At 45.1% G+C, this 21601-nt stretch carries 18 protein-coding genes; 13 read left to right on the plus strand and 5 right to left on the minus strand.

What is annotated here, in order from left to right:
• Window positions 1–19 precede the first annotated feature (19 nt).
• Both arcB and MHN02_RS07185 read right to left on the minus strand, forming a co-directional pair.
• Window positions 20–2374 (minus strand): aerobic respiration two-component sensor histidine kinase ArcB, encoded by a 2355-nt coding sequence (gene arcB / locus MHN02_RS07180; protein WP_239245274.1) that lies wholly within the window; start codon window positions 2372–2374, stop codon window positions 20–22.
• Between the two features lie 99 nt (window positions 2375–2473).
• Window positions 2474–3409 carry an N-acetylmuramoyl-L-alanine amidase gene (locus tag MHN02_RS07185; protein ID WP_239245276.1) on the minus strand — a complete coding sequence of 312 codons (936 nt, stop codon included), beginning with the start codon at window positions 3407–3409 and terminating at the stop codon, window positions 2474–2476.
• 662 nt (window positions 3410–4071) lie between these two features.
• Here MHN02_RS07185 and gltB point away from each other — a divergent pair.
• The 13 genes from gltB (at window position 4072) to MHN02_RS07250 (ending at window position 19272) form a co-directional block, all read left to right on the plus strand.
• Window positions 4072–8538, plus strand: a complete 4467-nt coding sequence (gene gltB, locus MHN02_RS07190; protein ID WP_014950543.1) for a glutamate synthase large subunit — start codon at window positions 4072–4074, stop codon at window positions 8536–8538.
• A 13-nt stretch (window positions 8539–8551) separates the two neighbouring features.
• Complete coding sequence (locus tag MHN02_RS07195; RefSeq protein WP_014950544.1) at window positions 8552–9967, plus strand: FAD-dependent oxidoreductase; 1416 nt, start codon at window positions 8552–8554, stop codon at window positions 9965–9967.
• Between the two features lie 128 nt (window positions 9968–10095).
• A complete protein-coding gene (locus tag MHN02_RS07200; protein ID WP_239245278.1) occupies window positions 10096–11613 on the plus strand; it encodes a M20/M25/M40 family metallo-hydrolase in 1518 nt (505 codons plus the stop codon).
• Between the two features lie 159 nt (window positions 11614–11772).
• Window positions 11773–12222 (plus strand): hypothetical protein, encoded by a 450-nt coding sequence (locus MHN02_RS07205; RefSeq protein WP_014980147.1) that lies wholly within the window; start codon window positions 11773–11775, stop codon window positions 12220–12222.
• 209 nt (window positions 12223–12431) lie between these two features.
• The gene (locus MHN02_RS07210; RefSeq protein WP_014950547.1) at window positions 12432–13019 is read left to right on the plus strand and encodes a DUF2726 domain-containing protein; all 588 of its coding nucleotides are present in this window, start codon (window positions 12432–12434) and stop codon (window positions 13017–13019) included.
• 164 nt (window positions 13020–13183) lie between these two features.
• Entirely contained in the window at window positions 13184–13885 is a 702-nt protein-coding gene (locus MHN02_RS07215; RefSeq protein WP_014950548.1) for a 5'-methylthioadenosine/adenosylhomocysteine nucleosidase, read from the plus strand.
• Window position 13886: 1 nt separating this feature from the next.
• On the plus strand, window positions 13887–14834 hold the full coding sequence (locus MHN02_RS07220) for a cobalamin biosynthesis protein (RefSeq protein ID WP_239245280.1): 948 nt from the start codon (window positions 13887–13889) through the stop codon (window positions 14832–14834).
• A 14-nt stretch (window positions 14835–14848) separates the two neighbouring features.
• Window positions 14849–15754: a cobalamin-binding protein gene (locus MHN02_RS07225; RefSeq protein WP_336246513.1), complete on the plus strand. Its 906-nt coding sequence runs from the start codon at window positions 14849–14851 to the stop codon at window positions 15752–15754.
• A gap of 133 nt (window positions 15755–15887) precedes the next feature.
• Window positions 15888–16292, plus strand: coding sequence for a rhodanese-like domain-containing protein (locus tag MHN02_RS07230; protein ID WP_014950551.1), 405 nt, complete (start codon window positions 15888–15890; stop codon window positions 16290–16292).
• Between the two features lie 136 nt (window positions 16293–16428).
• Window positions 16429–16830, plus strand: a complete 402-nt coding sequence (locus MHN02_RS07235; protein ID WP_014950552.1) for a DUF2721 domain-containing protein — start codon at window positions 16429–16431, stop codon at window positions 16828–16830.
• The gene (locus MHN02_RS07240) at window positions 16827–17432 is read left to right on the plus strand and encodes a GNAT family N-acetyltransferase (protein ID WP_239245284.1); all 606 of its coding nucleotides are present in this window, start codon (window positions 16827–16829) and stop codon (window positions 17430–17432) included. Before MHN02_RS07235 ends, MHN02_RS07240 begins: the two co-directional genes overlap by 4 nt.
• A gap of 30 nt (window positions 17433–17462) precedes the next feature.
• Window positions 17463–18821 carry an FAD-binding oxidoreductase gene (locus MHN02_RS07245; protein ID WP_239245287.1) on the plus strand — a complete coding sequence of 453 codons (1359 nt, stop codon included), beginning with the start codon at window positions 17463–17465 and terminating at the stop codon, window positions 18819–18821.
• A gap of 97 nt (window positions 18822–18918) precedes the next feature.
• Window positions 18919–19272, plus strand: coding sequence for a DUF1428 domain-containing protein (locus MHN02_RS07250; RefSeq protein WP_014950555.1), 354 nt, complete (start codon window positions 18919–18921; stop codon window positions 19270–19272).
• A 15-nt stretch (window positions 19273–19287) separates the two neighbouring features.
• On the opposite strand, the gene MHN02_RS07255 is transcribed toward MHN02_RS07250, so the two are convergent.
• From MHN02_RS07255 to MHN02_RS07265, 3 genes are all read right to left on the minus strand, one after another.
• Window positions 19288–19935, minus strand: a complete 648-nt coding sequence (locus MHN02_RS07255) for a hypothetical protein (RefSeq protein ID WP_230598853.1) — start codon at window positions 19933–19935, stop codon at window positions 19288–19290.
• Complete coding sequence (locus tag MHN02_RS07260; RefSeq protein WP_039235599.1) at window positions 19932–20459, minus strand: RNA polymerase sigma factor; 528 nt, start codon at window positions 20457–20459, stop codon at window positions 19932–19934. The genes MHN02_RS07255 and MHN02_RS07260 overlap by 4 nt, the downstream gene beginning before the upstream one ends.
• Before the next feature lie 70 nt (window positions 20460–20529).
• A complete protein-coding gene (locus MHN02_RS07265) occupies window positions 20530–21237 on the minus strand; it encodes a hypothetical protein (RefSeq protein WP_239245289.1) in 708 nt (235 codons plus the stop codon).
• Between the last annotated feature and the right edge of the window lie 364 nt (window positions 21238–21601).

The following is a 21601-nucleotide window of genomic DNA, read 5'->3' on the forward strand; positions in this document are numbered from 1 at the left end:
AAAGAGCGCGTTATGCTAACTAGTCATCAACCTGCTGTTCATTCAGCCAATCGTGTAGTGCCTTCATGTCGTGCTGAACGGCCATTTGTAGCTCTTCCACCCAATCATGCACGTTCTCCCACCATGTAGGGTGGTCGCCCTGTTGAATTTGATTAGCAATACGCTGTACACGAGCCAAACCAACAGAGCCAGCGGCGCCTTTAATTTTGTGAGCCTGTGAGCACACTTCTGACTTTTCGTCCGCACTTAAGCTTAGCTGCAGTATTTCCATGTATTCAGGCATTTTTTCTTGGAATACTTTAACGCTAGCGCGCACCATTTCATCCCCTATGGTATCAACTAACATCTGTAACAAGTCCATATCTAAAATGTTACTTAATGTTTTGTTAGGTTCAGGGCGCTCTACTTCGCCGTCAATTTCAAGCGGTGCAGGTGGTGCATGGAACAGCTCGTTAAACACCTCGATAACGCGAGATTTTTTAATCGGCTTCGCAATAACGTCATCCATACCGTTTTCTAAGTATTCATCACGCTTTTTAATGACGTTTGCCGTTAGCGCCACGATAGGCGTTTGCATAACCAGATCTTCTTCAATAATCGTACTTGCCACATCGAATCCTGTCATGTCAGGCAATTGAATATCAAGCAAGATAAGGTCGTATTGGTTTTCCCTGACTTTGTCTATGGCTTCTTGACCGGTCATTGCTACATCGACTTTCTGGCCAAGCTTCTCGAGCAAGGCTTTAGCGACCATTACGTTCAATTCAATATCTTCTACTAACAAGATATTGAGCCCTGTCACTTGAAGCTGCGCGACTTTCATCGGGCTATTAGAAATTTGAACAGGCAACACAATTTCAAAACGGGTGCCTTTACCCACTTTACTTGAAACGTGAATTTCACCTTTCATCAAGTCGACCATTTGCTTACAAATTGCCAATCCAATACCGGTACCTGTGGCCGATTGGTGGTCAGGGTGATCAACCTGATAGTACATGGCAAAAATCTTATCAATTTCGCTTTCAGGAATACCTACGCCCGTGTCTTCAATCACAAATGTTACGTACGCCTTATCACCATCAGGTTTCGTCGATGAAACCGTTAGACTTACGTGACCTTTTTGTGTGAACTTCACTGCGTTAAACAGGATGTTCCATAATATCTGACGAAGGCGCGTACCATCTATTTCAACAAGACGGGGAAGCGGCTCGTTAATTGTCGTTTTAAGCTCTAGCTGTTTGTCGGCTGCAAGTAGACGAATAATGCTGCTAAGTTCTTCGGTAAAGTCTTTCAACGATATGGTTTTTAGACTCAGCTCAAGCTTATCTCTGTCTAACTTATCAAGGTCGATAATATCGTTAAAAATATTACCTAATGTTATAGCGCTGGCGTATATCGTACTTACCCAGTTAAATTGTTCTTCACTCAACTCGGTATCACGCAGCATACGGCTTAAGCCCACAATACCGTTTAGCGGTGTGCGTAGCTCATGACTTATGGTTGCGATAAAGCGAGTTTTGTCGGTACTTGCTTTTGCAGCAGCATTTTCAGCCTGCTTACGCTCAGTCATATCTCGACCGAACGACAACAAGCCAAGGCGATTACCGTCTTTATCGAAGAAAGGTACACGCTTCATTTCGAAGTAACGACGACGTCCATCAGCAAAGCGAAGCCACAGCTCTTCTGTGATACTGGCGTTGGTTTCTAGAACTTCGTGATCACTCGCTACAATTTGGCGGGCAAGCTCTTCCTCATATACGTCTTTTGGCGTTAAGCCAAGCAGCTCTTGCTCGGTTTTGCCCGTCATAAGCTCCGCTATACGGTTACAACCAGCAAACCTGCCTTCTTCATTTCGGTAATATATTAAGTCTGGCGAGGCATCGATGATTGAACGTAACAAGGTTGATAAGCGGCGTGCTTGTGCTTCTTGTTCTGATTTATCCTGAATTTCTTTTTCTAAGTCTTTAAACAGCGCCTCACGCTCTTCTTGTGCTTGCTTGCGCTGCTCTATCTCGTGATTAAGCTGTCTGATGTTGCTTTGAAGTTCGCGGTTAAGAAAGACATCTTCTTCACGCAAACTTTCCAACTGGCTTACCACTTCCTTTAAGTTGGTACGTGAGTTTTCTAATTGCTTGATTAACTCACTAAAGAAATAAAGTACCCAAGGCGCAGATAACATGGTCAGTACTACAGCACTGATGAAGTCATCGGGCTGAACCTGGCTTCCCATGCTCACGCGAATTACGTATGAGCCCCCTAGCGTAAACACAAGCGAAAGAACAACAAACATTATGCTGAGCTTTAGAGTGCCAAAACGCTGAACAAATTGGGCAAAGCGAATTGCCCAAGAATCGTTTGGTGAATCTGAATGCATGTACGTCTAATTTAAGCTTATTTTGCGGTTATCCTATCAGGCTTTCCTCTTTTCGGGAATGCGGTTTGTCAAAGCATAACTCTGCGGCCCTGCTCAGAATTAGGATTTGAAAGGCGACTTTTCAGTAATTTCATTAATGTATTTGGTATTCACCCATCCCACCTTCGTGTAAGACACTTTCGCCCACTCCCCTCGCTTTTCCAGTATTTTTAGCACTTCGCCCTTATTCAAACCGTTCTCGACAGTTGGGTACGAAACATCTGGCCCTTTTCTCACATTCAGCGAATTGGCACTTACATTGGCCACCCGCTTTACAGGGCTAGCGAGATCCCGCTGAATTTGATCATGCGCCTCTCGCTGTGAATTCGAATCACTTGACTCAGTTGCCCACGTTTCACTATCACTTTGCAAAACAGCGGCTTTGAGTCTTTGAAGGGGAAAAGCGGGGCCAGGATCGACCTTTCGTGACGGCGCTATTTCTTCATGCCCGACGATAGTAGAGATGTTGTAGTGGCTACACAACGCTTTACACAGCGATAGCGTCCTAACAATTTGTACGTCGGTGTACTTGTGCCAATAGCCCATAAACTGTTGGTTAATGTGCTGGGCAGCTAATACTTCATTCTCGCCAAAAATTTCGCCAAACCAACTTTCAAAGGTGCCGTCTCCTCTAGCCTTAAGCTGGCCGGCATTGTCTAATTCAATGCCGATAGAGTACTGATTCAAGCCACTACGCCCCTCGTAATAACTTTCTCCTGCGTGCCACGCTATTTTATTAGTCGGAAGCATTTGAACAATGTCACCATTGCGTCCAACGGCAAAGTGAGCTGACACACCGCTATCGGCATTGGTCAAGACATTCACCGAAGATGAAAGGCTACTACCGGCGGTAAAATGAATAACAATAGTATCGGGAGATCCAGATTGAAAACGCCCAGATGTGTTAGGAGAAAGCCTGAAGGTGATATTGTCGCCAGTTAGAATATGATCATCTATACTAAATAAAGGCAGTGGTAAAGCATGTAGTGTATTCATACAATAATCCTTATTGTCTTAACAGCACGCCACCACAGTGAATTTTTATTCTTCGCCTTCCACATAAGCGTACACTCAATTCACACACAGGGCTCTCTATCAACATCCTTCAGCGCACCACGAGCCTTACCTGTGGTTAATTTTCAACCAATATAGCAAACTACTTATATTAGTGGAACCATAGCTTTACAAATTAATAAAAATACACCGCAAACCGCTATTGACAACATAAAACATCAATTTCAAAGCATATTTATTCATTAATAAAACACAAATGAGAAGTAATATCATTTATAAGGGATGAGTTATTAACTTTGCAATACTGATAACATTTTTGTTACAAACATAAATGATTACACGTAAACAACTGATTAATATCGACTTAATTATATTTATACTAATTCACTATAAAGCTTATACTTTTAGCGTTTGATTTTAGTTTTTAATGTGGGTATTTTGTACGGCCCGCATCGCAATAATGCATAAAAATGCGGAAACGACTGGAATCCTCTAATAATAAAATAACGACAAGAAAGGCGCACGCCGCGAGCAATACCGCTCGCAGGCATAAAAGACGTCTAATAATGTTGTGATACGCAAACCTAGGCGCATCTACACGCAACGCATACCTTGCCCAGTCAAAAGGTTGAAGGAGTTAAGAGATGAGTTTATATAATCCCAATGATTCCCGGGACAACTGTGGGTTTGGCTTAATCGCTCACACTCATGGGGAAGCCAGTCATGAATTGGTAACTACTGCAATACACGGTCTTGACCGTATGCAGCATCGTGGCGGTATCGCCGCCGACGGGAAAACCGGTGACGGCTGTGGTTTATTACTACAGAAACCGGATGCGTTCTTCCATGCAATCGCCGAAGAAAATGGCTGGAAACTCAGCAAAAAATACGGCGTGGGCATGATTTTCTTAAGTCAGGACCCGGTACTTGCGCAAGCCGCGCGTGAAGTACTTAATGAAGAACTAGAAAAAGAAACACTTTCAGTAGTGGGTTGGCGCGAAGTGCCTGTCGACCACTCAGTACTGGGTGAATTAGCGCTAACGGGTGTTCCACAAATTGAACAGGTATTTGTGAACGCGCCAGCAGGTTGGAGAAAACGCGACCTTGAGCGTCGTTTGTATATGATCCGCCGCCGCGCTGAGAAACGTCTTGAGAAAGATCCCGATTTTTACGTAGCTTGTTTGTCAGGCTTGGTAACGATCTACAAAGGCTTGGTAATGCCAAAAGACTTACCTGCCTTTTATCACGATCTTGCCGATGAGCGTATGCAAAGCGCAATTTGCGTTTTCCACCAACGCTTTTCAACAAATACACTACCACGCTGGCCGCTTGCTCAGCCTTTCCGCTTCCTTGCGCACAACGGTGAGATTAACACCATTAAAGGAAACCGCGACTGGGCCATGGCACGTGCTGCTAAATTCGCAACGCCACTTATTCCAGATCTTAAAGATGCAGCCCCTTTCGTTAATACTGAAGGATCAGACTCATCCTCGCTGGATAACATGCTGGAGCTATTCTTAGCCGGCGGTATGGATTTATTCCGTGCTATGCGGTTACTTGTTCCACCCGCCTATCAAAACAACAAGACCATGGACGATGATCTTCGTGCATTTTACGAGTTTAACTCTATGCACATGGAACCATGGGACGGCCCAGCGGGTATCGTTTTAACTAACGGTCGCCACGTTGCCTGTAACCTTGATAGAAATGGTCTACGTCCTGCTCGTTACGTTATTACTAAGAACGGTTTCATTACCCTAGCCTCAGAAGTAGGTATCTGGGATTACGAGCAAGCTGACGTAATTGAAAAAGGGCGTGTAGGCCCAGGTGAAATGCTTGCTGTAGACACATACACAGGCAAAATCTGGCGCTCTACTGAAATTGATGAAGACTTAAAAGCACGTCACCCTTATAAAGAGTGGCTAGATAAGCATATTCGTCGACTTACACCAATTGAAAAGCTTGATGCGTCATTAATTGGTAAACGCGTGTTTGACGACGATGCCATGGCGGTGTACCACAAGCTACACGCCTACAGCTATGAAGAAATTCAACAAGTTGTAAAAGTACTCGCGAAAGACGGTCAAGAAGCCGTTGGTTCAATGGGTGATGACACGCCAATGGCGGTTATGTCCTCGCGTCAACGTACGGTTTACGACTATTTCCGTCAGCAATTCGCACAGGTTACTAACCCGCCTATCGACCCGCTACGTGAAAACCACGTTATGTCGTTGGCAACCTGTATTGGCCGCGAGCAAAACGTATTTAGCGAAACCTCAGGTTACGCTGACCGCGTATTGTTTGACTCGCCAGTGCTAATGTATACCGACCTTAAGCAACTGCGCGAATTTAACCCAGACAACTACTACTCAGAAGTCGTGGAGCTTCAGTATGCGCCGCAAGAAGGTTTGAAGAAAGCCATCGAGCGCGTGTGTAACGAAGTCGAGATGCTGGTTAAAAACAAGCGTGCTGCGTTCGTTATTCTGTCTGACAGAAACATTAAACAAAATCGCTTGGTTATCCCTGCAGCAATGGCAGTTGGTGCGGTACAGCGTCGCTTAGTTGAAAAGTCATTACGCTGCGATGCTAACGTTGTTGTTGAGACAGCAAGTGCCCGCGATCCACACCATTTCGCGGTGTTGATTGGCTTAGGTGCCACTGCGGTTTACCCATTCCTAGCATATGAAACTATTGAGCAGCTTTGTGAAAAAGGCGAGCTAGATATTTCTCCTATGCAGGCCACGTTGAACTACCGTAAGGGTATCAACAAAGGCTTGTACAAGATCATGTCGAAAATGGGTATTAGCACTGTTGCTAGCTACCGTAGCTCTAAACTGTTTGAAGCAGTGGGTATTAACAACGAAGTGATGAAGTTATGCTTTAAAGGTGTGACCTCACGCATTCAAGGTGCGGGCTTCGATGATTTCCAGCAAGATCTTATCAACCTAAACCGTATTGCTTGGCTTAAGCGTAAATCTGTCGATCACGGCGGCTTGCTTAAATACGTGCACGGTGGCGAATATCACGCCTATAACCCAGACGTAGTCAGTACGCTTCAAAAGGCTGTGGTGTCTGGTAACTACGACGACTACCAGCAATATGCAAAGCTTGTTAACGAACGTGCGCCTGCGCACATTCGCGACTTGCTAGCTATAAACCCTGATTGCGACCCTATTGATATTAGTGAAGTAGAAGCACCGGAAAACTTATTCCCACGCTTTGATACTGCGGCAATGTCAATTGGTGCACTAAGCCCTGAAGCGCATGAAGCGCTAGCGATTGCCATGAACCGCCTGGGCGGTCAGTCTAACTCTGGGGAAGGTGGCGAACACCCTTCTCGCTTTGGAACTGAAAAGAACTCTAAAATTAAGCAGGTGGCTTCAGGTCGCTTTGGTGTAACGCCTCACTATTTGGTTAACGCAAACGTTATTCAAATTAAAGTGGCGCAGGGTGCAAAACCGGGTGAAGGCGGTCAGCTTCCTGGCGATAAGGTAAATAAATACATCGCACAGCTACGTTTCTCTGTGCCGGGTGTAACCCTTATTTCACCACCACCACACCACGATATTTACTCAATTGAAGATTTGGCACAGCTAATTTTCGATTTGAAACAGGTTAATCCAACGGCACTTATATCCGTTAAGCTAGTATCTGAGCCGGGTGTTGGCACCATTGCAACTGGTGTAGCGAAAGCCTATGCCGACCTTATCACCGTTTCAGGTTACGACGGCGGTACAGGTGCAAGCCCGCTAACATCAGTTAAATATGCGGGTAGTCCGTTCGAGCTTGGCTTATCTGAAACTCAGCAAGCACTTATTGAAAACGGCTTACGTCATAAAGTACGCGTTCAAACCGACGGCGGGTTGAAAACAGGCTTAGACGTAGTAAAAGCCGGTATTTTAGGCGCTGAGAGCTTTGGTTTTGGTACAGGTCCAATGGTGGCTTTAGGCTGTAAATATCTACGTATTTGCCACTTGAACAACTGTGCGACCGGTGTTGCGACGCAGGATCAAAAACTGCGTGACGACCACTTCATTGGCTTACCTGATATGGTAATGAACTACTTCAAGTTTATTGCTCAAGAAGTGCGTGAAATCATGGCGTCTATGGGTATTGCTAAGTTCGACGACCTTGTTGGTCGCACAGAGCTACTTAAAGTTTTAGATGGCATTACCGCTAAGCAAAACCGTTTAGATTTGTCTCCGTTGCTAGCGCAGCCTAAAGCAGGCGACCATACGCGCTTATTCTGCTCACAAACGACCAACGCACCTATCGATAAAGGTGAATTGAACGCGCAGATGCTTAAAGACGGCCAGCAAGCGGTTGTTGACGGTAAATCTATTACCCTTAAATACCCAATCCGCAATACGGATCGCTCTGTCGGCGCATTGCTATCAGGTGAAATCGCTAAACACCACGGTAACCACGACTTTGAAGATACACCTATCAAAGTTGAACTTACCGGTACAGCGGGTCAGAGCTTCGGTGTGTGGAACGCTGGCGGCCTGCATATGCACCTTGAAGGTGATGCCAACGATTATGTAGGTAAAGGGATGACCGGCGGTAAGCTTGTTATTCACCCACCACGCAATATCTCTTACGACGCCCACGACAGCGCCATTATGGGTAACACCTGCCTTTACGGTGCAACAGGCGGTAAGCTGTTTGCTGCTGGCCGTGCTGGCGAGCGCTTTGGCGTACGTAACTCTGGTGCTATTGCGGTAGTTGAAGGCATTGGCGATAACGGCTGTGAATATATGACAGGCGGTATCGTGGCTGTACTTGGTCCGGTTGGTGTTAACTTCGGTGCAGGTATGACTGGTGGTTTTGCTTATCTTATGGATGATGGCGACGACCTTGATAACCGTGTAAATGCGGAACTGGTCGATGTAATGCCAATTGAAGATAAAGCGATTCTTGCTGAGCACTTACGTGGCTTAATTAATCAGCATTACGAAGAAACAGGAAGCGAGCACTCGTTGTCGTTGCTTACTGACTTCGCCGCAACGCTGAAACGCTTCAAGCTTATTAAGCCAAAAACCAGTGATGTGAAAAACTTGCTTGGTCACATCAGTCGTTCAAGTGCTGAATTACGTATTCAGGCTCAGTAGGAGGATTTAGTTTATGGCAAAGAACGTATATCAATTTGTCGATGTTGAACGTATCGATCCGCCGAAAAAGCCGATCATGGTACGTAAACAAGAGTTCGCGGAAATTTATCAACCGCTGAGCCAATCTCAAACCGAAGGCCAAGCAGATCGCTGCTTGGACTGCGGTAACCCATACTGTGAATGGAAGTGCCCAGTGCACAACTACATTCCTCAGTGGTTAAGCTTGGCGAACGAAGGCCGCATTTTAGAAGCTGCGGAACTTTCTCATAAAACCAACAGCTTGCCTGAAGTATGCGGCCGCGTATGTCCACAGGACAGACTGTGCGAAGGTGCATGCACGTTGAATGATGACTTTGGTGCAGTGACCATTGGTAGTATTGAAAAATACATTACCGATACGGCATTCAAAATGGGCTGGCGCCCAGATATGTCTGACGTGGTATGGACCGATAAGAAAGTGGCGATTGTAGGTGCAGGCCCTGCTGGTCTTGCATGTGCTGATATTCTGGTTCGTAACGGCGTTAAACCTGTTGTTTACGACAAATACGAAGAAATTGGTGGCCTACTTACATTTGGTATCCCGTCTTTTAAATTAGAGAAAGACGTAATCAAGCTACGCCGCCAAATTTTTACCGAGATGGGTGTTGAGTTCGTACTTAACACTGAAATTGGTAAAGACATACAGTTCCAGGATTTGCTTGATAAATACGATGCTGTTTTCTTAGGCATGGGTACGTACAAGTCTATGCAAGGTGGCTTCGATAACGAAGAAGTTGAAGGCGTTCACGAAGCGCTACCTTTCCTTATCGCCAACACCAATCGCGTAATGGGCCTTGAAAAAGATCCTGCTGATTACATTGATATGAAAGGCAAGCGCGTAGTAGTACTAGGTGGTGGTGATACCACGATGGACTGTGTTCGCACGTCAATCCGCCAAGGCGCTGCCCAAGTTACCTGTGCATACCGCCGTGACGAAGAAAGCATGCCGGGCTCTCGCCGCGAAGTTGTTAACGCAAAAGAAGAAGGGGTTGAGTTTAAATTTAATCTTCAGCCGCTAGACATCGCAGTAGACGAAAATGGTAAAGCGTGTGGCGTTAAGCTGGTTAAAACTGAAATGGGGCCGCCTGACGCCAATGGACGCCGCCGCCCTGTTGAAGTAGAGGGTTCAGAGCACGTACTAGAAGCTGACGCGGTAATTATCGCCTTCGGCTTCCAGCCCAGCCCTGCGCCATGGTTTGCTGACTTCGGCATTATGCTTGATGAAAAAGGTCGCGTACGCGCGCCATCTGCTGGCAAATTTGCTTACCAGACCTCTCACCCGCAAGTCTTTGCCGGTGGCGATATGGTACGTGGTAGTGACTTGGTTGTTACTGCTATCGACGAAGGCCGTAAAGCCGCAGAAGGGATTATGGACTATATTGGCGTTTAACCTTCGCTAACTAAGGCCTATTGTCCATTTACGAAAAGCTCGATAGTTCTGCTATCGAGCTTTTTTTATTTAAAACTAAAGAGATACGATTTACATTAGATAGAATAATTGAATAAAGAGATGACATCATGAGATTGCGGACAGGGCTACTTTACGGGTTATTTTTAGTTTCCGTTTCATATTGCGCCCAGGCAGAGGAAAGTAACGCACTTACCACTCACTCGGCTAAAGCTGTGTTCGCAGACTACTTGGAATATCTCACGCTACCCAACGTTGCAACGCAATCAGCAACTGATATAGAAAAGGTTGCGCGTTGGACGGCAACGAAATACAGCGAGTATGGTTTTAATACTCAGCTGCTGGAAAACAACGGCATGCCGATGCTGTATGCTGATTACATGCTAGCTGGGAAAAATGCCCCTACCCTGCTTTTTTATGCACATATGGATGGTCAACCGGTTAACGCTGAGTTGTGGGAACAAGACAGCCCTTGGCAGCCCGTTCTAAAAATCGAAGAAAATGACAGCTGGGTTGAAAAACCACTCTCTTTACTCGATAAAGACTATGACCCTAATTGGCGTATTTTTGCGCGCTCGGCATCTGACGACAAAGCCCCAATTATGATGTTACTAGCAGCCATAAACTCACTTTCGACGAATAAGGTGACGCCATCAGTTAATATCAAAGTGCTCCTTGATTCAAACGAGGAAGGTGGCTCTCCTACCCTCGCAAAAGTGATAGAAAAAAACAAAGCGCAGCTTTCTGCAGATGCCGTAGTAATGTTAGACGGTCCCATGCATCCATCCAACGCTTCTACCGTGGTTTTCGGTCATCGCGGTGCGACACTGGTTAAGCTCACTGTCTTCGGACCAAACTCTGATAGCCATAGTGGGCACTTTGGCAACTACATTCAAAACCCCGCTTTTATGCTCTCAACACTCTTAGCAGGGATGAAAAATGAAAATGGCAAGGTGACTATTCCTAATTATTACGGAGACGCTCCTCTGTCAGAAGAAACAAAACAGGTGCTTCGAGACATTCCTATTGATGAAACTGCACTATTGGCACGCCTTGGGGTAGCAAAGTCAGAGTCTGTAGGTGGCAACTACTATGAATCCATTAGTCTTCCGTCTCTAAATATCAATGGATTGAGCGCTGCAAGCACAACAGCAGTAAGGACAATCATTCCGGCTAGCGCTACAGCGTCCATCGATATTAGAACTACAAAAGAGGCTCACTCGTCCAGACAAGTTAAGCTGTTAAAAGACTATATAACAGCTAAGGGATATCACATTGTGGACGAATTGCCATCAAAAGAAACCCGTCTAAAGCATGAAAAACTCATTCTTATAGAAGTTAGCCCCGGCACTGCAGCACTACAAACGTCCCTCGATGAGCCAGTTGGTCTATGGGCGCAAAAGGCACTAGAATCTGTAAGCGATGAGAAGGTTGTAGTTATTCCAATGATGGGGGGTACTGTTCCAACCGCACCGCTAGTAAACAGTATAGAGAAGCCGGTAATTCTTATTCCATTAGTCAATGCTGATAACAATCAACACGCCCCTAATGAAAACTTACGTATAGGCAACTTTTACAGTGGAACAAATGCGCTGTATCAGTTACTGACCACGCCTTATGCCCAGTAATAGAGTTGTAGTGATGAAGTGATGCTTTAAACCAAAACCTATACGGAAAACCTCACTAATATACGTTAATAGACCAAGGTTTAGTTGAAGCGCGAGAGTTACGACTCTACTATCGTTTAAGCAATTAAAGACATCGCACATCGGGTGAAGAATCTATCTATGCAGCATTTAAACATTAAGAAACTTACATTTTGTCTAACACTGGCGATAGCAGCGAGCAATGCCAGCTTAGCTGATACCATTGCTGTTGACGCTTCATTAAATGCGCAAGTTAACAACCAAACTAAGAAACAAAGCGTCAACTCTTCACCTAGTAAGCCAAGCATCATGTCTTGCCCTTCTGATTTTCAGCAAGTTAAGATTTCTGATGATGCAAGACAATGCCAAGCATTTGACGAAAGCAAGACAGCAGTAATGGTTTACCACTCTCCTCGCTCCCCGAGTGAATTACTGAATGTTTACCAAACGGCGCACCCCGCTTTAAAAACTCACACGCCAGTTAGCGGCCGCACGTTGTTATCCTCAGAAGATAAAGGGGTCAGAGTAATAATCAGCCCAGATAATACTGGCTCTCAAGTGGATATTCTTGTTACATCCACAACAAAATAAGCCCTTTTAGCAAGACAACTACGAAATCTACTCATGTTGGCATCTGCTTTGCAAAATCATCAATAACTACTCCACGGTAACAGTGAGTGTCATTTTTATGACGCTTAAACTGCAAACGGAGCCCAAGCTTTTTTCGATATAAACACTTTAGCGGGCTTCTTTATTATGCATTCCGTGGGCTTTAACTATTGAAATTTGCGAGGGTTACGATGGAATTGGCAATTATTCTAATGATGTTACTTATTGTCGTTGCACTGGGTGCCATAAAGTTGTCAGACGGCGGTGTCGCATTTCCATTTAGGCGAAAGCCGCAATTGTTCACCCCCGTTGAACACTCTTTTTTAAACCTTATCGAACAGGCTATGGGAAGAGAGTTTCGCATAGTGTGCCGTGTGCGTCTTAACGATTTAGTGGCGGTTCGCCAGTCTGCAAATAAAAAGACGGCAAGCCAAGCCATCAGCAGAGCTTCTAGCAGACAGCTCGACTTTGTATTAGTAGATAAACACGACATGAGTCCTGTTCTTGCTATCGACTTAGTTCATAGCCAAGGCAAAGATGGTTATAAATCACAAAAAGACTGGTTTGTAACCGGAGCACTTGATGCTGCCGGCCTTCCTCATGCAAGAATTAAAGTGAAATCTGGTTATACCGTTGACGATATTCGCGAGTGTTTGGAAAACAAACTCATTCCATATCGCCGTTTACAGCAAAAAATGGCACAGCTGCCAACGCATAATCCAGAGCCACCAAAGCGCCCGACTCGCCCAGTGCGTTCAAGCAGACCAGCTGCAGCTTAAGACATAACCCCACTTCCCCTGGCCTTTGTTGCTTTGCTATTTTCTTACTCTCAAATAGCGGTAACAGAGGCATTTTTCTGTCAGTTTGCCCGTTTTCCTTATACAATTAACGCTTTCAGCAGCGTATTCACGCGTTAAATTCCCTCAACACCGTCGGTAAAGTTATGAAAAAAATTGGTATTTTAGGTGCAATGGACGAAGAAGTTGCGCTACTTAAAGCGTCACTTTGGAATGTAAAAGAAACCCAGTGGAAGCACCTGACGTTTTACGAAGGTACACTTAACGACATAGAAGTGGTGCTAGTAAAATGCGGTATTGGTAAAGTGGCTGCAGCAATTGCTACTACTGTACTTATCGAACAGTACGCCCCTGATGCTGTTGTCAATACCGGTTCTGCCGGAGGTTTCGACAAGAATCTAAACATCGGTGATTTAGTGATCGCCAGTCACGTTATTCACCATGATGCCGATTTAACCCATTTTGGCTACAAGCTCGGTCAATGCGCAGGTATGCCTGAAGATTTCCGTTGCGATACAAGGTTAATGGAAGCCGCTCGTAGTGCTGCCACAGGCATTACCTCACTTCAATCGACAACAGGTTTAATCTGTACGGGCGATGCGTTTATCGGTAGCGACGAAGCTGTAGCAGAACTGCGTGAAAACTTCCCAGACATGAAAGCGGTTGAGATGGAAGGTGCAGCTATAGGTCAAACTTGCCATATGCTCGACACGCCTTTCCTTGTCATTCGTTCATTGTCAGATATTGCAGGAAAAACGTCGTCAGTTAGCTTTAAAGAGTATTTAGATACTGCCGCTAAGCACTCAGCGCAACTTGTTATGGCAATGATTAAGGCCCTCGCAAAATAAGATGACAGAGGTAATTAGCGACCCGCAATACCAGTCGCTATTCGTACTTTGGCTGGCTATCGCTGTTGACGTGTTATGGCGCTGGCCCCAAAGTACTCATCCATTAACGCTTATGCGCTACCTCGTTCAGCAAATGGGGCGCAAAGTGGTGCCCTCTCGCGAATACGGTAGGTCTCAGCACTATATTTCAGGCTCATTAGCCGCCCTAGTTCTTCTTGCGCCATTGGTAGTATGTGTTGCCATCTTGGTGTACATGGCCCAATACCCCGTATTCTTTGAGGCGATTATTCTTGTCGCACTGCTCGACTACGGTTACCAGCGTCAACAGTACAAAAAAGTGCTGGCGAGTGTGGGAAGAAATAAAAAATCCCTCGCACGTGAAATGGCGCAAACCATTACTGCACGTCAATGCGCTTCACTTTCCGATATAGGAATTGCCAAAGCCGCGATAGAATCGCTATGGCTGAAGTTTCTTTATCTTTATTGCGGCGTTATTTTCTACTTTGTAGTGGCAGGCCCCATAGGCGCACTCATTTATCGATTGCTTTTGCTCACATCTTGGCAGTGGCATTACCGAACCCCTGCAATGACTTTCTTTGCCAAACCCGTACGCAATCTTGTTTACTTACTTAATATGCCGCCCGCGGTCATTGGTGGTCTAGCAACACTTCTGGTCAGCCATCCTATTAAAGGGTTTCGCGCCATAAAGCGCTCCCCAGTGAAAGATAAAACGTCGCTACTGCTTGCGCTTATGGGCGGTGTGCTTGATATTAAACTCGGCGGCCCAGCAATTTATGCCAACAAGAAGATTCGATGCACCCGCGTGGGAGGCGCTAACGAGGTAAAGTACTCTCACATGTTGACAGCCAAAAATACGGTTACTCATGCCATGATTGCAGTTAGCGCCTTCGCATCGTTAGCTATGCTGGCAATGGCCGTAGCCCAATGAAAACAGCAGTTATGATGAAAATCATTTTTTTTGTAATTTTAAGCTATTTACCTCTTCTCACATTTGCTAACTCAGAATCAGATACCGAGACAAAGCACCTAGCTCATTCAGATCAATTTGCTTCTGGCGATGTTGCACCAAGCTCGGAATCAAGCGCCTTATCAAATTCCGTCGAGCTAAAGATAGTCAGCCTTGCGCCCCACCTTACCGAATGGGCATTTAGTTTGGGCTTAGGCCCTAACCTTGTAGGTGTAAGCGACTATAGCGACTATCCTGACGCCGCGAAAAATATTAAGCGGGTGGCGGATTTTCAAGGTGCCGATATCGCTACCATTGTGGCGTTAGAACCTGATTTAATTCTTGCATGGGATGGAGGCAATAAGCCGCAAGATATCCATAAACTTTCCTCGATGGGTCTAAACGTATTTAGCAGTAAGGTCGAAAATATCACTGATATAGCCAGCGAAATTAAAAGGCTTGGGGCACTTACAAATACGCAAAAGCAGGCAACCCAGCTCTCCAATGATTTTCTCAACGAACTGGCCGAACTTCGAAGTAAATACGACAAATCCTCGCTTATACCAGTATTTTATTATTCGTGGACTGCTCCACTTATGACCATCGGTCCCAACGCGTGGGGTAACCAACTGCTGAATGTGTGTGGTGCTCAAACATTATTTGCAGACAGTCCTGTAGACTATCCTCAAGTCGCATTAAAAGATGTACTTACTCGCCAACCTCATGCACTCATTGCGGCATCTAAAAGTACGCATTCAGAACTTGAGGTATTCTGGCATGATCATCGCTCTTTCCTCAAAGCCCCCTTAATTGTTGTGGATCCAGACGTCACCAGTCGGTTTTCATTGCGATTAATAAATGAACTAAAAGTACTCTGTAAAGGTATTAAAGAAAGCGCATAAGCGTTATACTTAAGTCTAGACCTGCTGGGCTGTTTTCAATTGATACACACCGACTTGGCCCAATTTAAGCGCCTTTGTGTAACAGAATAAGAGCAGGTTCTAATCTTCTATAAAAAGGTAAGAGTTTTTATTCATGCGGATTGTTGTTGCGGGTTTTCTAGTTGTTATCAGTGTTGCATTGTTTGTGTCGCTTCAGTGCACAGCGAAAGCGACCGCGCAAGCCTCTGTTGCCGCATCACCATATCTTATCGAGCGAGTTGCGAACAACGACTGGCTCCTTATTGATGTTCGCTCTCCGCAAGAATTCGCCGATGGTCACATTCCTGGCGCAGTAAATATGCCCCATGAAAATATCAATGACTACCTTAGCGAATTAGAAGGCCACAAAAACAAGCCTATTATCATTTATTGTCGTTCAGGCAGAAGAGCCAAACTGGCAATGAAAGTATTGGAAGAACTCGATTTTTCTGAAGTCATGCATTTAGAAGGCGATATGTTAGGCTGGAGTGCCGCTGGCATGACAGTTGACCGAATGTAGACTCAATATTCCGCCTTCTCCTTCGTATTAGTCTTTGGCACTAAAGATGTTGTAAGTTCAACCTCTTGGCTGATTACTGTGTGTAACTGAGCCCCTGTGATACACTCTTTTTACTCGACGATTGTATGAAACACCCATGAAAATAGATATTGCTACTCCGGCCATGTTATTTCCGGCGATTTCTTTATTGCTTCTAGCCTATACCAATCGCTTTTTAACGCTTGCAACTATTATCCGAAACTTTTCAAAAGAAGAGAGAGATGAGAATACTCAAGCTCAAATAAAAAACCTTCGATTACGTATTCAACTTATTAAGCGAATGCAAATAGCAGGTGTGGGTAGTTTTTTTCTTTGTGTAGTATCCATGCTAGCGATATACCTCACCTATCAACAGGTAGGAAACTGGGTGTTTGCTGCAAGTTTAGTATCACTTCTGTATTCACTATGGATGTCGGTAAGAGAAATATTGATATCAGTTGAAGCCTTGGATGTGCACCTTGACGGGATGAAAAACGCCCCGCGTAAAGAAAAAGTATGAAGCCCACAAATCATTTGAGCCACATAATTCAAAGTGATATCAGCTACGAGTCTCTAGCGCCTGAGTTTTTTGCAGGGGTGATTGCTCTTGGCAATCACGTGCACGGAGATAACTACCTAACCAACAAGCTGCTTGCTGATTACTATGCAAAGAGCTTTGTTGGCAATACTAATGCTAGCTGGGTAGCCCTATACAAACAAAAAGTTGTTGGTTTCAGGCTCACCTTTGCGCATACGCAATGGGAAGCAGATGAGTGGTGCAGCCCTTCCCTTTGGCCAGTAGATCCAAATACCGTATGTTATTTCAAATGCAACACGGTAGACCCCGCAATGCAGGGCTGTGGAATTGGCAGCAGACTATTAAGTAAATCGATTGAATGTGCGCAAACTCAAGGCGCAGAAGCGGGTTTAGCACATATTTGGTTGGCAAGCCCTGGCAACAGCGCATTTAAGTACTTCACCAAAAATGGGGGGCAGCTTGTAAAGAAGCATCCTAATAAGTGGCGCTACGCATCTATTCATGAAGGCTACGATTGTCCTGTATGCGAGGGTTATTGCGAGTGTGAAGGTGCGGAAATGCTACTTCAATTTCAAGCCCCATAAGTACGCCAAAGGTAAAAACGTTTTTATTCTATGACCTACGATCCTCTTATTTCACGCGGCGTTTCATCAATGTTACCCGCAGCAAACAGCTACTGGCATGCCACACATAAACCACCGACAATACCGCCTTTAAACAAAAAGGTGAGCACCGAATACCTCGTTATCGGTGGTGGTTATACCGGTCTTTCAGCTGCCATCACTCTTGCTCAAGCGAAACAAGAAGTCTCGCTACTTGATGCGAATTCGCTGGGATTTGGCTGTGCGGGCCGCAACGGGGGCTTTATCCTCTCGGGTAGCGGCCGATTGAGCTTAAGCGCCATAGAGGACAAGTGGGGTCGCGACATCGCCAAAGCTATGCAGGAAGAGTTTGATGGCGCGGTACACCTGCTTAAACAACGTATTGCAGACTTTGATATGCAGGTCGATTTGGTAGGAGGACCCTATTTAAAACTGGCGCATAACCCAAAGCAAGCCGAACTACTCCGTGCCAGTGCTAAGCATCTTGAGTCACACTTCAACGTACCGAGCTCTCCACTTAGTGATAAAGACCTTACTGCGCGCTTTGGTATTGAAGGGGCGTATGGTGGCGTTGAGCTAAAGGGTGCATGCTTACACCCACTAAAATTAGTAAGCGAATATGCAAGAGTAGCAAAGGAGCTTGGAGCAACGCTTTTTTACGACTCGCCAGCCATTCGCATTGAAAAGCACAAGACCGGATATGTTGTCGCAACACCCAGCGGGTCAGTTTCGGCCAAACACGTGCTCATTGCTACTAATGCTTATACCCCTAAGCGCTTTCATGACAGCGTAGACAATAAGCAATTTCCTGTTCAGTCGAGCATTTTTGTCACTGCGCCATTGAGTAGCGAACAGCGCGCAAAGTCTGGCCTAACCACCCCAATGAGCTTTATGGATACACGGATGATGAAATACTACTACCGTGTTTTGCCAGATGGCAGATTATTATTCGGCGGTCGTGGTGCCGTAAAAGGTAAAGATGCAGATAACGCGTCAGAGAAACAGCGACTATACCGCGCTATGGTAAAAAGTTTCCCTTCACTTAGCGGTATAGCCATGGATTATTTTTGGAGTGGTTGGGTAAGTGTATCGTTAGACAGCATGCCGCGGATATTTATCGACAATGAGGTTAGCGGCAACAATTTAAACCGCTCTAGCGGTAATATCGGTTACGCCATGGGGTATTGCGGTTCGGGCGTTTCTTTTGCCGCGTTTGCAGGGCAACGACTTGCTCAACGTATGATGGGTAGCAATGACGTCGATTTATCGCTTCCCCTTTATCGTTCTCCTTTGAAAACCTACCCCTTTGCAAAAGCAAGAAGGCTAGCACTGCATGGCTTGTACCAATGGGCGAAAATAGCAGAACGCTAGTAATGGTTATAAATTACGATTCACCTTAAAGTTAAGCATTGCATGCTGTCTATAAATTAGGCTATTTTAGGTATCTATTCTTTGACGGAGTCACCTCATGTCATATATCGATGCCTTTGCTGTAGCCGTTCCCACTGAAAATAAAGCGTTATACATTGAGCACGCCAAACTCGCCGGCGATATTTTTAAAGAGTATGGTGCGACTAAAATACTTGAAGCTTGGGGTGACGATGTCCCTGAAGGGGAAGTCACGTCTTTCCCGATGGCTGTTAAAGCCAAAGAAAATGAAACCGTGGTGTTTTCCATTGCATTTTGGCCTTCAAAAGAAGTACGTGATACTGCTTGGAAAAAGGTGATGGAAGATCCAAGAATGCAGGAAAACGAAAACCCCATGCCTTTCGACGGTAAGCGCCTTATTTATGGGGGCTTCGTACCAATGCTGGAATTATAAGACTATTAGTTTCAGCTATTTCATATCGTCTATTTTCGCTAACGCCGACGGCAAGTCGGCGGCTAACTTTTTGTACCGGCGGTATACGATAAAAACGACCACACTGTTTATCAAAAGCTGTGTTCCCCACAGCGTGAAGGCGTTAAACATCAGTACATTAAAAACGGCGAGTGCCAGCAGTCCACACCACAAAGCCAAGCATCCATAGAGGCTAATTTTCCAGTAATGTAATTGTTGTTTTAATTGATTTTGTTTAAACGCCAACATTGACTGAACGTCTAACGCCTGGACCTTCCACTGCTTTTGCCTTACCCAATATCCCCATGCCCCGAAAGCGGCGGGAATAGGTGTAAGTACCATGAAAAGCAAAAATTGATACGTGCTAAGTGGCTCGAACAACACCAAAGTTAAACACCACACAGAAACCGCTAGCCCGAGCACCAAATCAACGGCACCTTTTAGTTTAAGTTTAAATCTTGCGCTCTTGGTTTCTTTTATCAGTGCATCTGTATCTACTGAAGGGGTTGCATCCTTGTAGGCACTTTGCCACTGAGCGAGTTGCTTATCTATTTCGTTCATTTGCGTGCTGTTCTCGGCCATACTTAATTTTTCTTCGCTCAAGGCTTTTTTATTATCGCTCAAGGATTTTTTGTTATCGCTCAAGGCTGTTGCTCCATTATCTGCGTTAGCTGTTGGCGGGCGCGGCTTACTCGCTTAGCGACGGCAGTCTCTTTGATACCTAACATATTAGCTATTTCCAGCTGACTGAAACCTTCTAAAAGCAATGCCAGTACCTGTCTGTACTTTATTTCTAGCTGACGTAAGCCTGTCATGAGATCAATCGCATTCTCTTGTAACGTGACATCCCGAGATGAGCTGGCGCTGGTTGTATGAGAAGAATCAAACTCGCCGTCACGGGTAAACTCTTGACGCCGCTGCTCTTTAATCACGTGATCAACCGCCTTGTTATGTGCGACTTTAGCAACAAACGTTTTCACACTTGCCTCACCGCGAAAGCCACTACCACTGTCTTTTGAAGCTCCTTCAAAAGCGCGCCAAACCGCCAGTGACATTTCTTGTATCAGCTCATCTTGAAGTGATTTATTAGCCTCAAATGTTGCCGCAATACGCGCCATGAGCGGCGCGTATTCACTAAGCAGTTTTTCTATTTGAATGGTTTCTTTCACTGCATTTCCATTTTTATTATTTTTTAATTCCACGCTTTAAGTGAGCAGTTGAATTACGCTTCCTAGCTGATTAGCGAAATAAGCGCTGGTAAGCAATAAAGCACATACATGAAACAATAGGGCCAAACACTAATCCCGACAATGCGAAAGTATAGGGCGCAAGTGCAACTGTTAAGAAAATCATGGCACCTATTATCAACATCGGCTTATAAGCGCCCACTACTACAGCAATACTATTTTTAAAAGATGCTGGGATTGAGCGATGTTTTAAAATAAGCAACATAGGTACAAATAAAAGCAGTAAATTTATTGGTGTTGCCGAGCCCATCATTAGCCCGACCTTCCAAGCGGGTACATCTACTACAACACCATTTGCTAACGCCGCCACTGCATCTGCGCCCATTAACATAGCGCCAATTTGAAATTGGATCCATGCGATCACTGGCCCGGTCAAACTCCACAAAGCGACATTTGTCCATGAGCGCAGGGTACCGCCCGACAATCTCAGCTTGTTGTTCTCTGCTAAGTTGGCAATGGCCAACCACATTACGGTAGCCAGAAGCGGACCTACCCATTTCGATATGCCTAAGCCAATTGGCCCTGCTAGCGCTTGAATGAGCCCCGCGGCAAATAAAGTAACAAAAGAAAGCCCCAATAATTTGAAAGGTGCTTTTATAAAAAGCTGCCCCCCCTCTTTCAGCCATATGAACGCTTCCTTCGCAGGAAGGCTCTTGTTAGCCTGATGGTATGTTGCACGAGTTGAAGTTACCGTTGTCATGTTTTTATCCTTTGCATTGCGTAAGCGTTAGTATTGAGTTTCACTGTTGTTTCATCCCAGCCTGCTACGCGTTAACTGCTTATCGTACGGTTGGGTTCATTGATTGATTTTTCCCCTATAGACGATAGCGATTGCAAAATCCTGACAAACTTTTTCAAAAAAAAGTAAGAAAAATAAAAAACTTTTAACGACAATTACTTATAAACGTTAAAGCCAATATCCCCCACTTTCAAATTTGGCTTGATGCTTAACTTTGTATGAGTAGTTAGGGCCTTCTAAAAAAATAATCGCCCTACTATCCACTAGTACTTATATTTCAGGAAAAAAAAAGCCCGCTTAACTAAGCGGGCTTTCAAAAACTATC

Source organism: Alteromonas sp. CNT1-28 (assembly GCF_022348345.1).
GTDB classification, from domain to species: domain Bacteria; phylum Pseudomonadota; class Gammaproteobacteria; order Enterobacterales; family Alteromonadaceae; genus Alteromonas; species Alteromonas macleodii.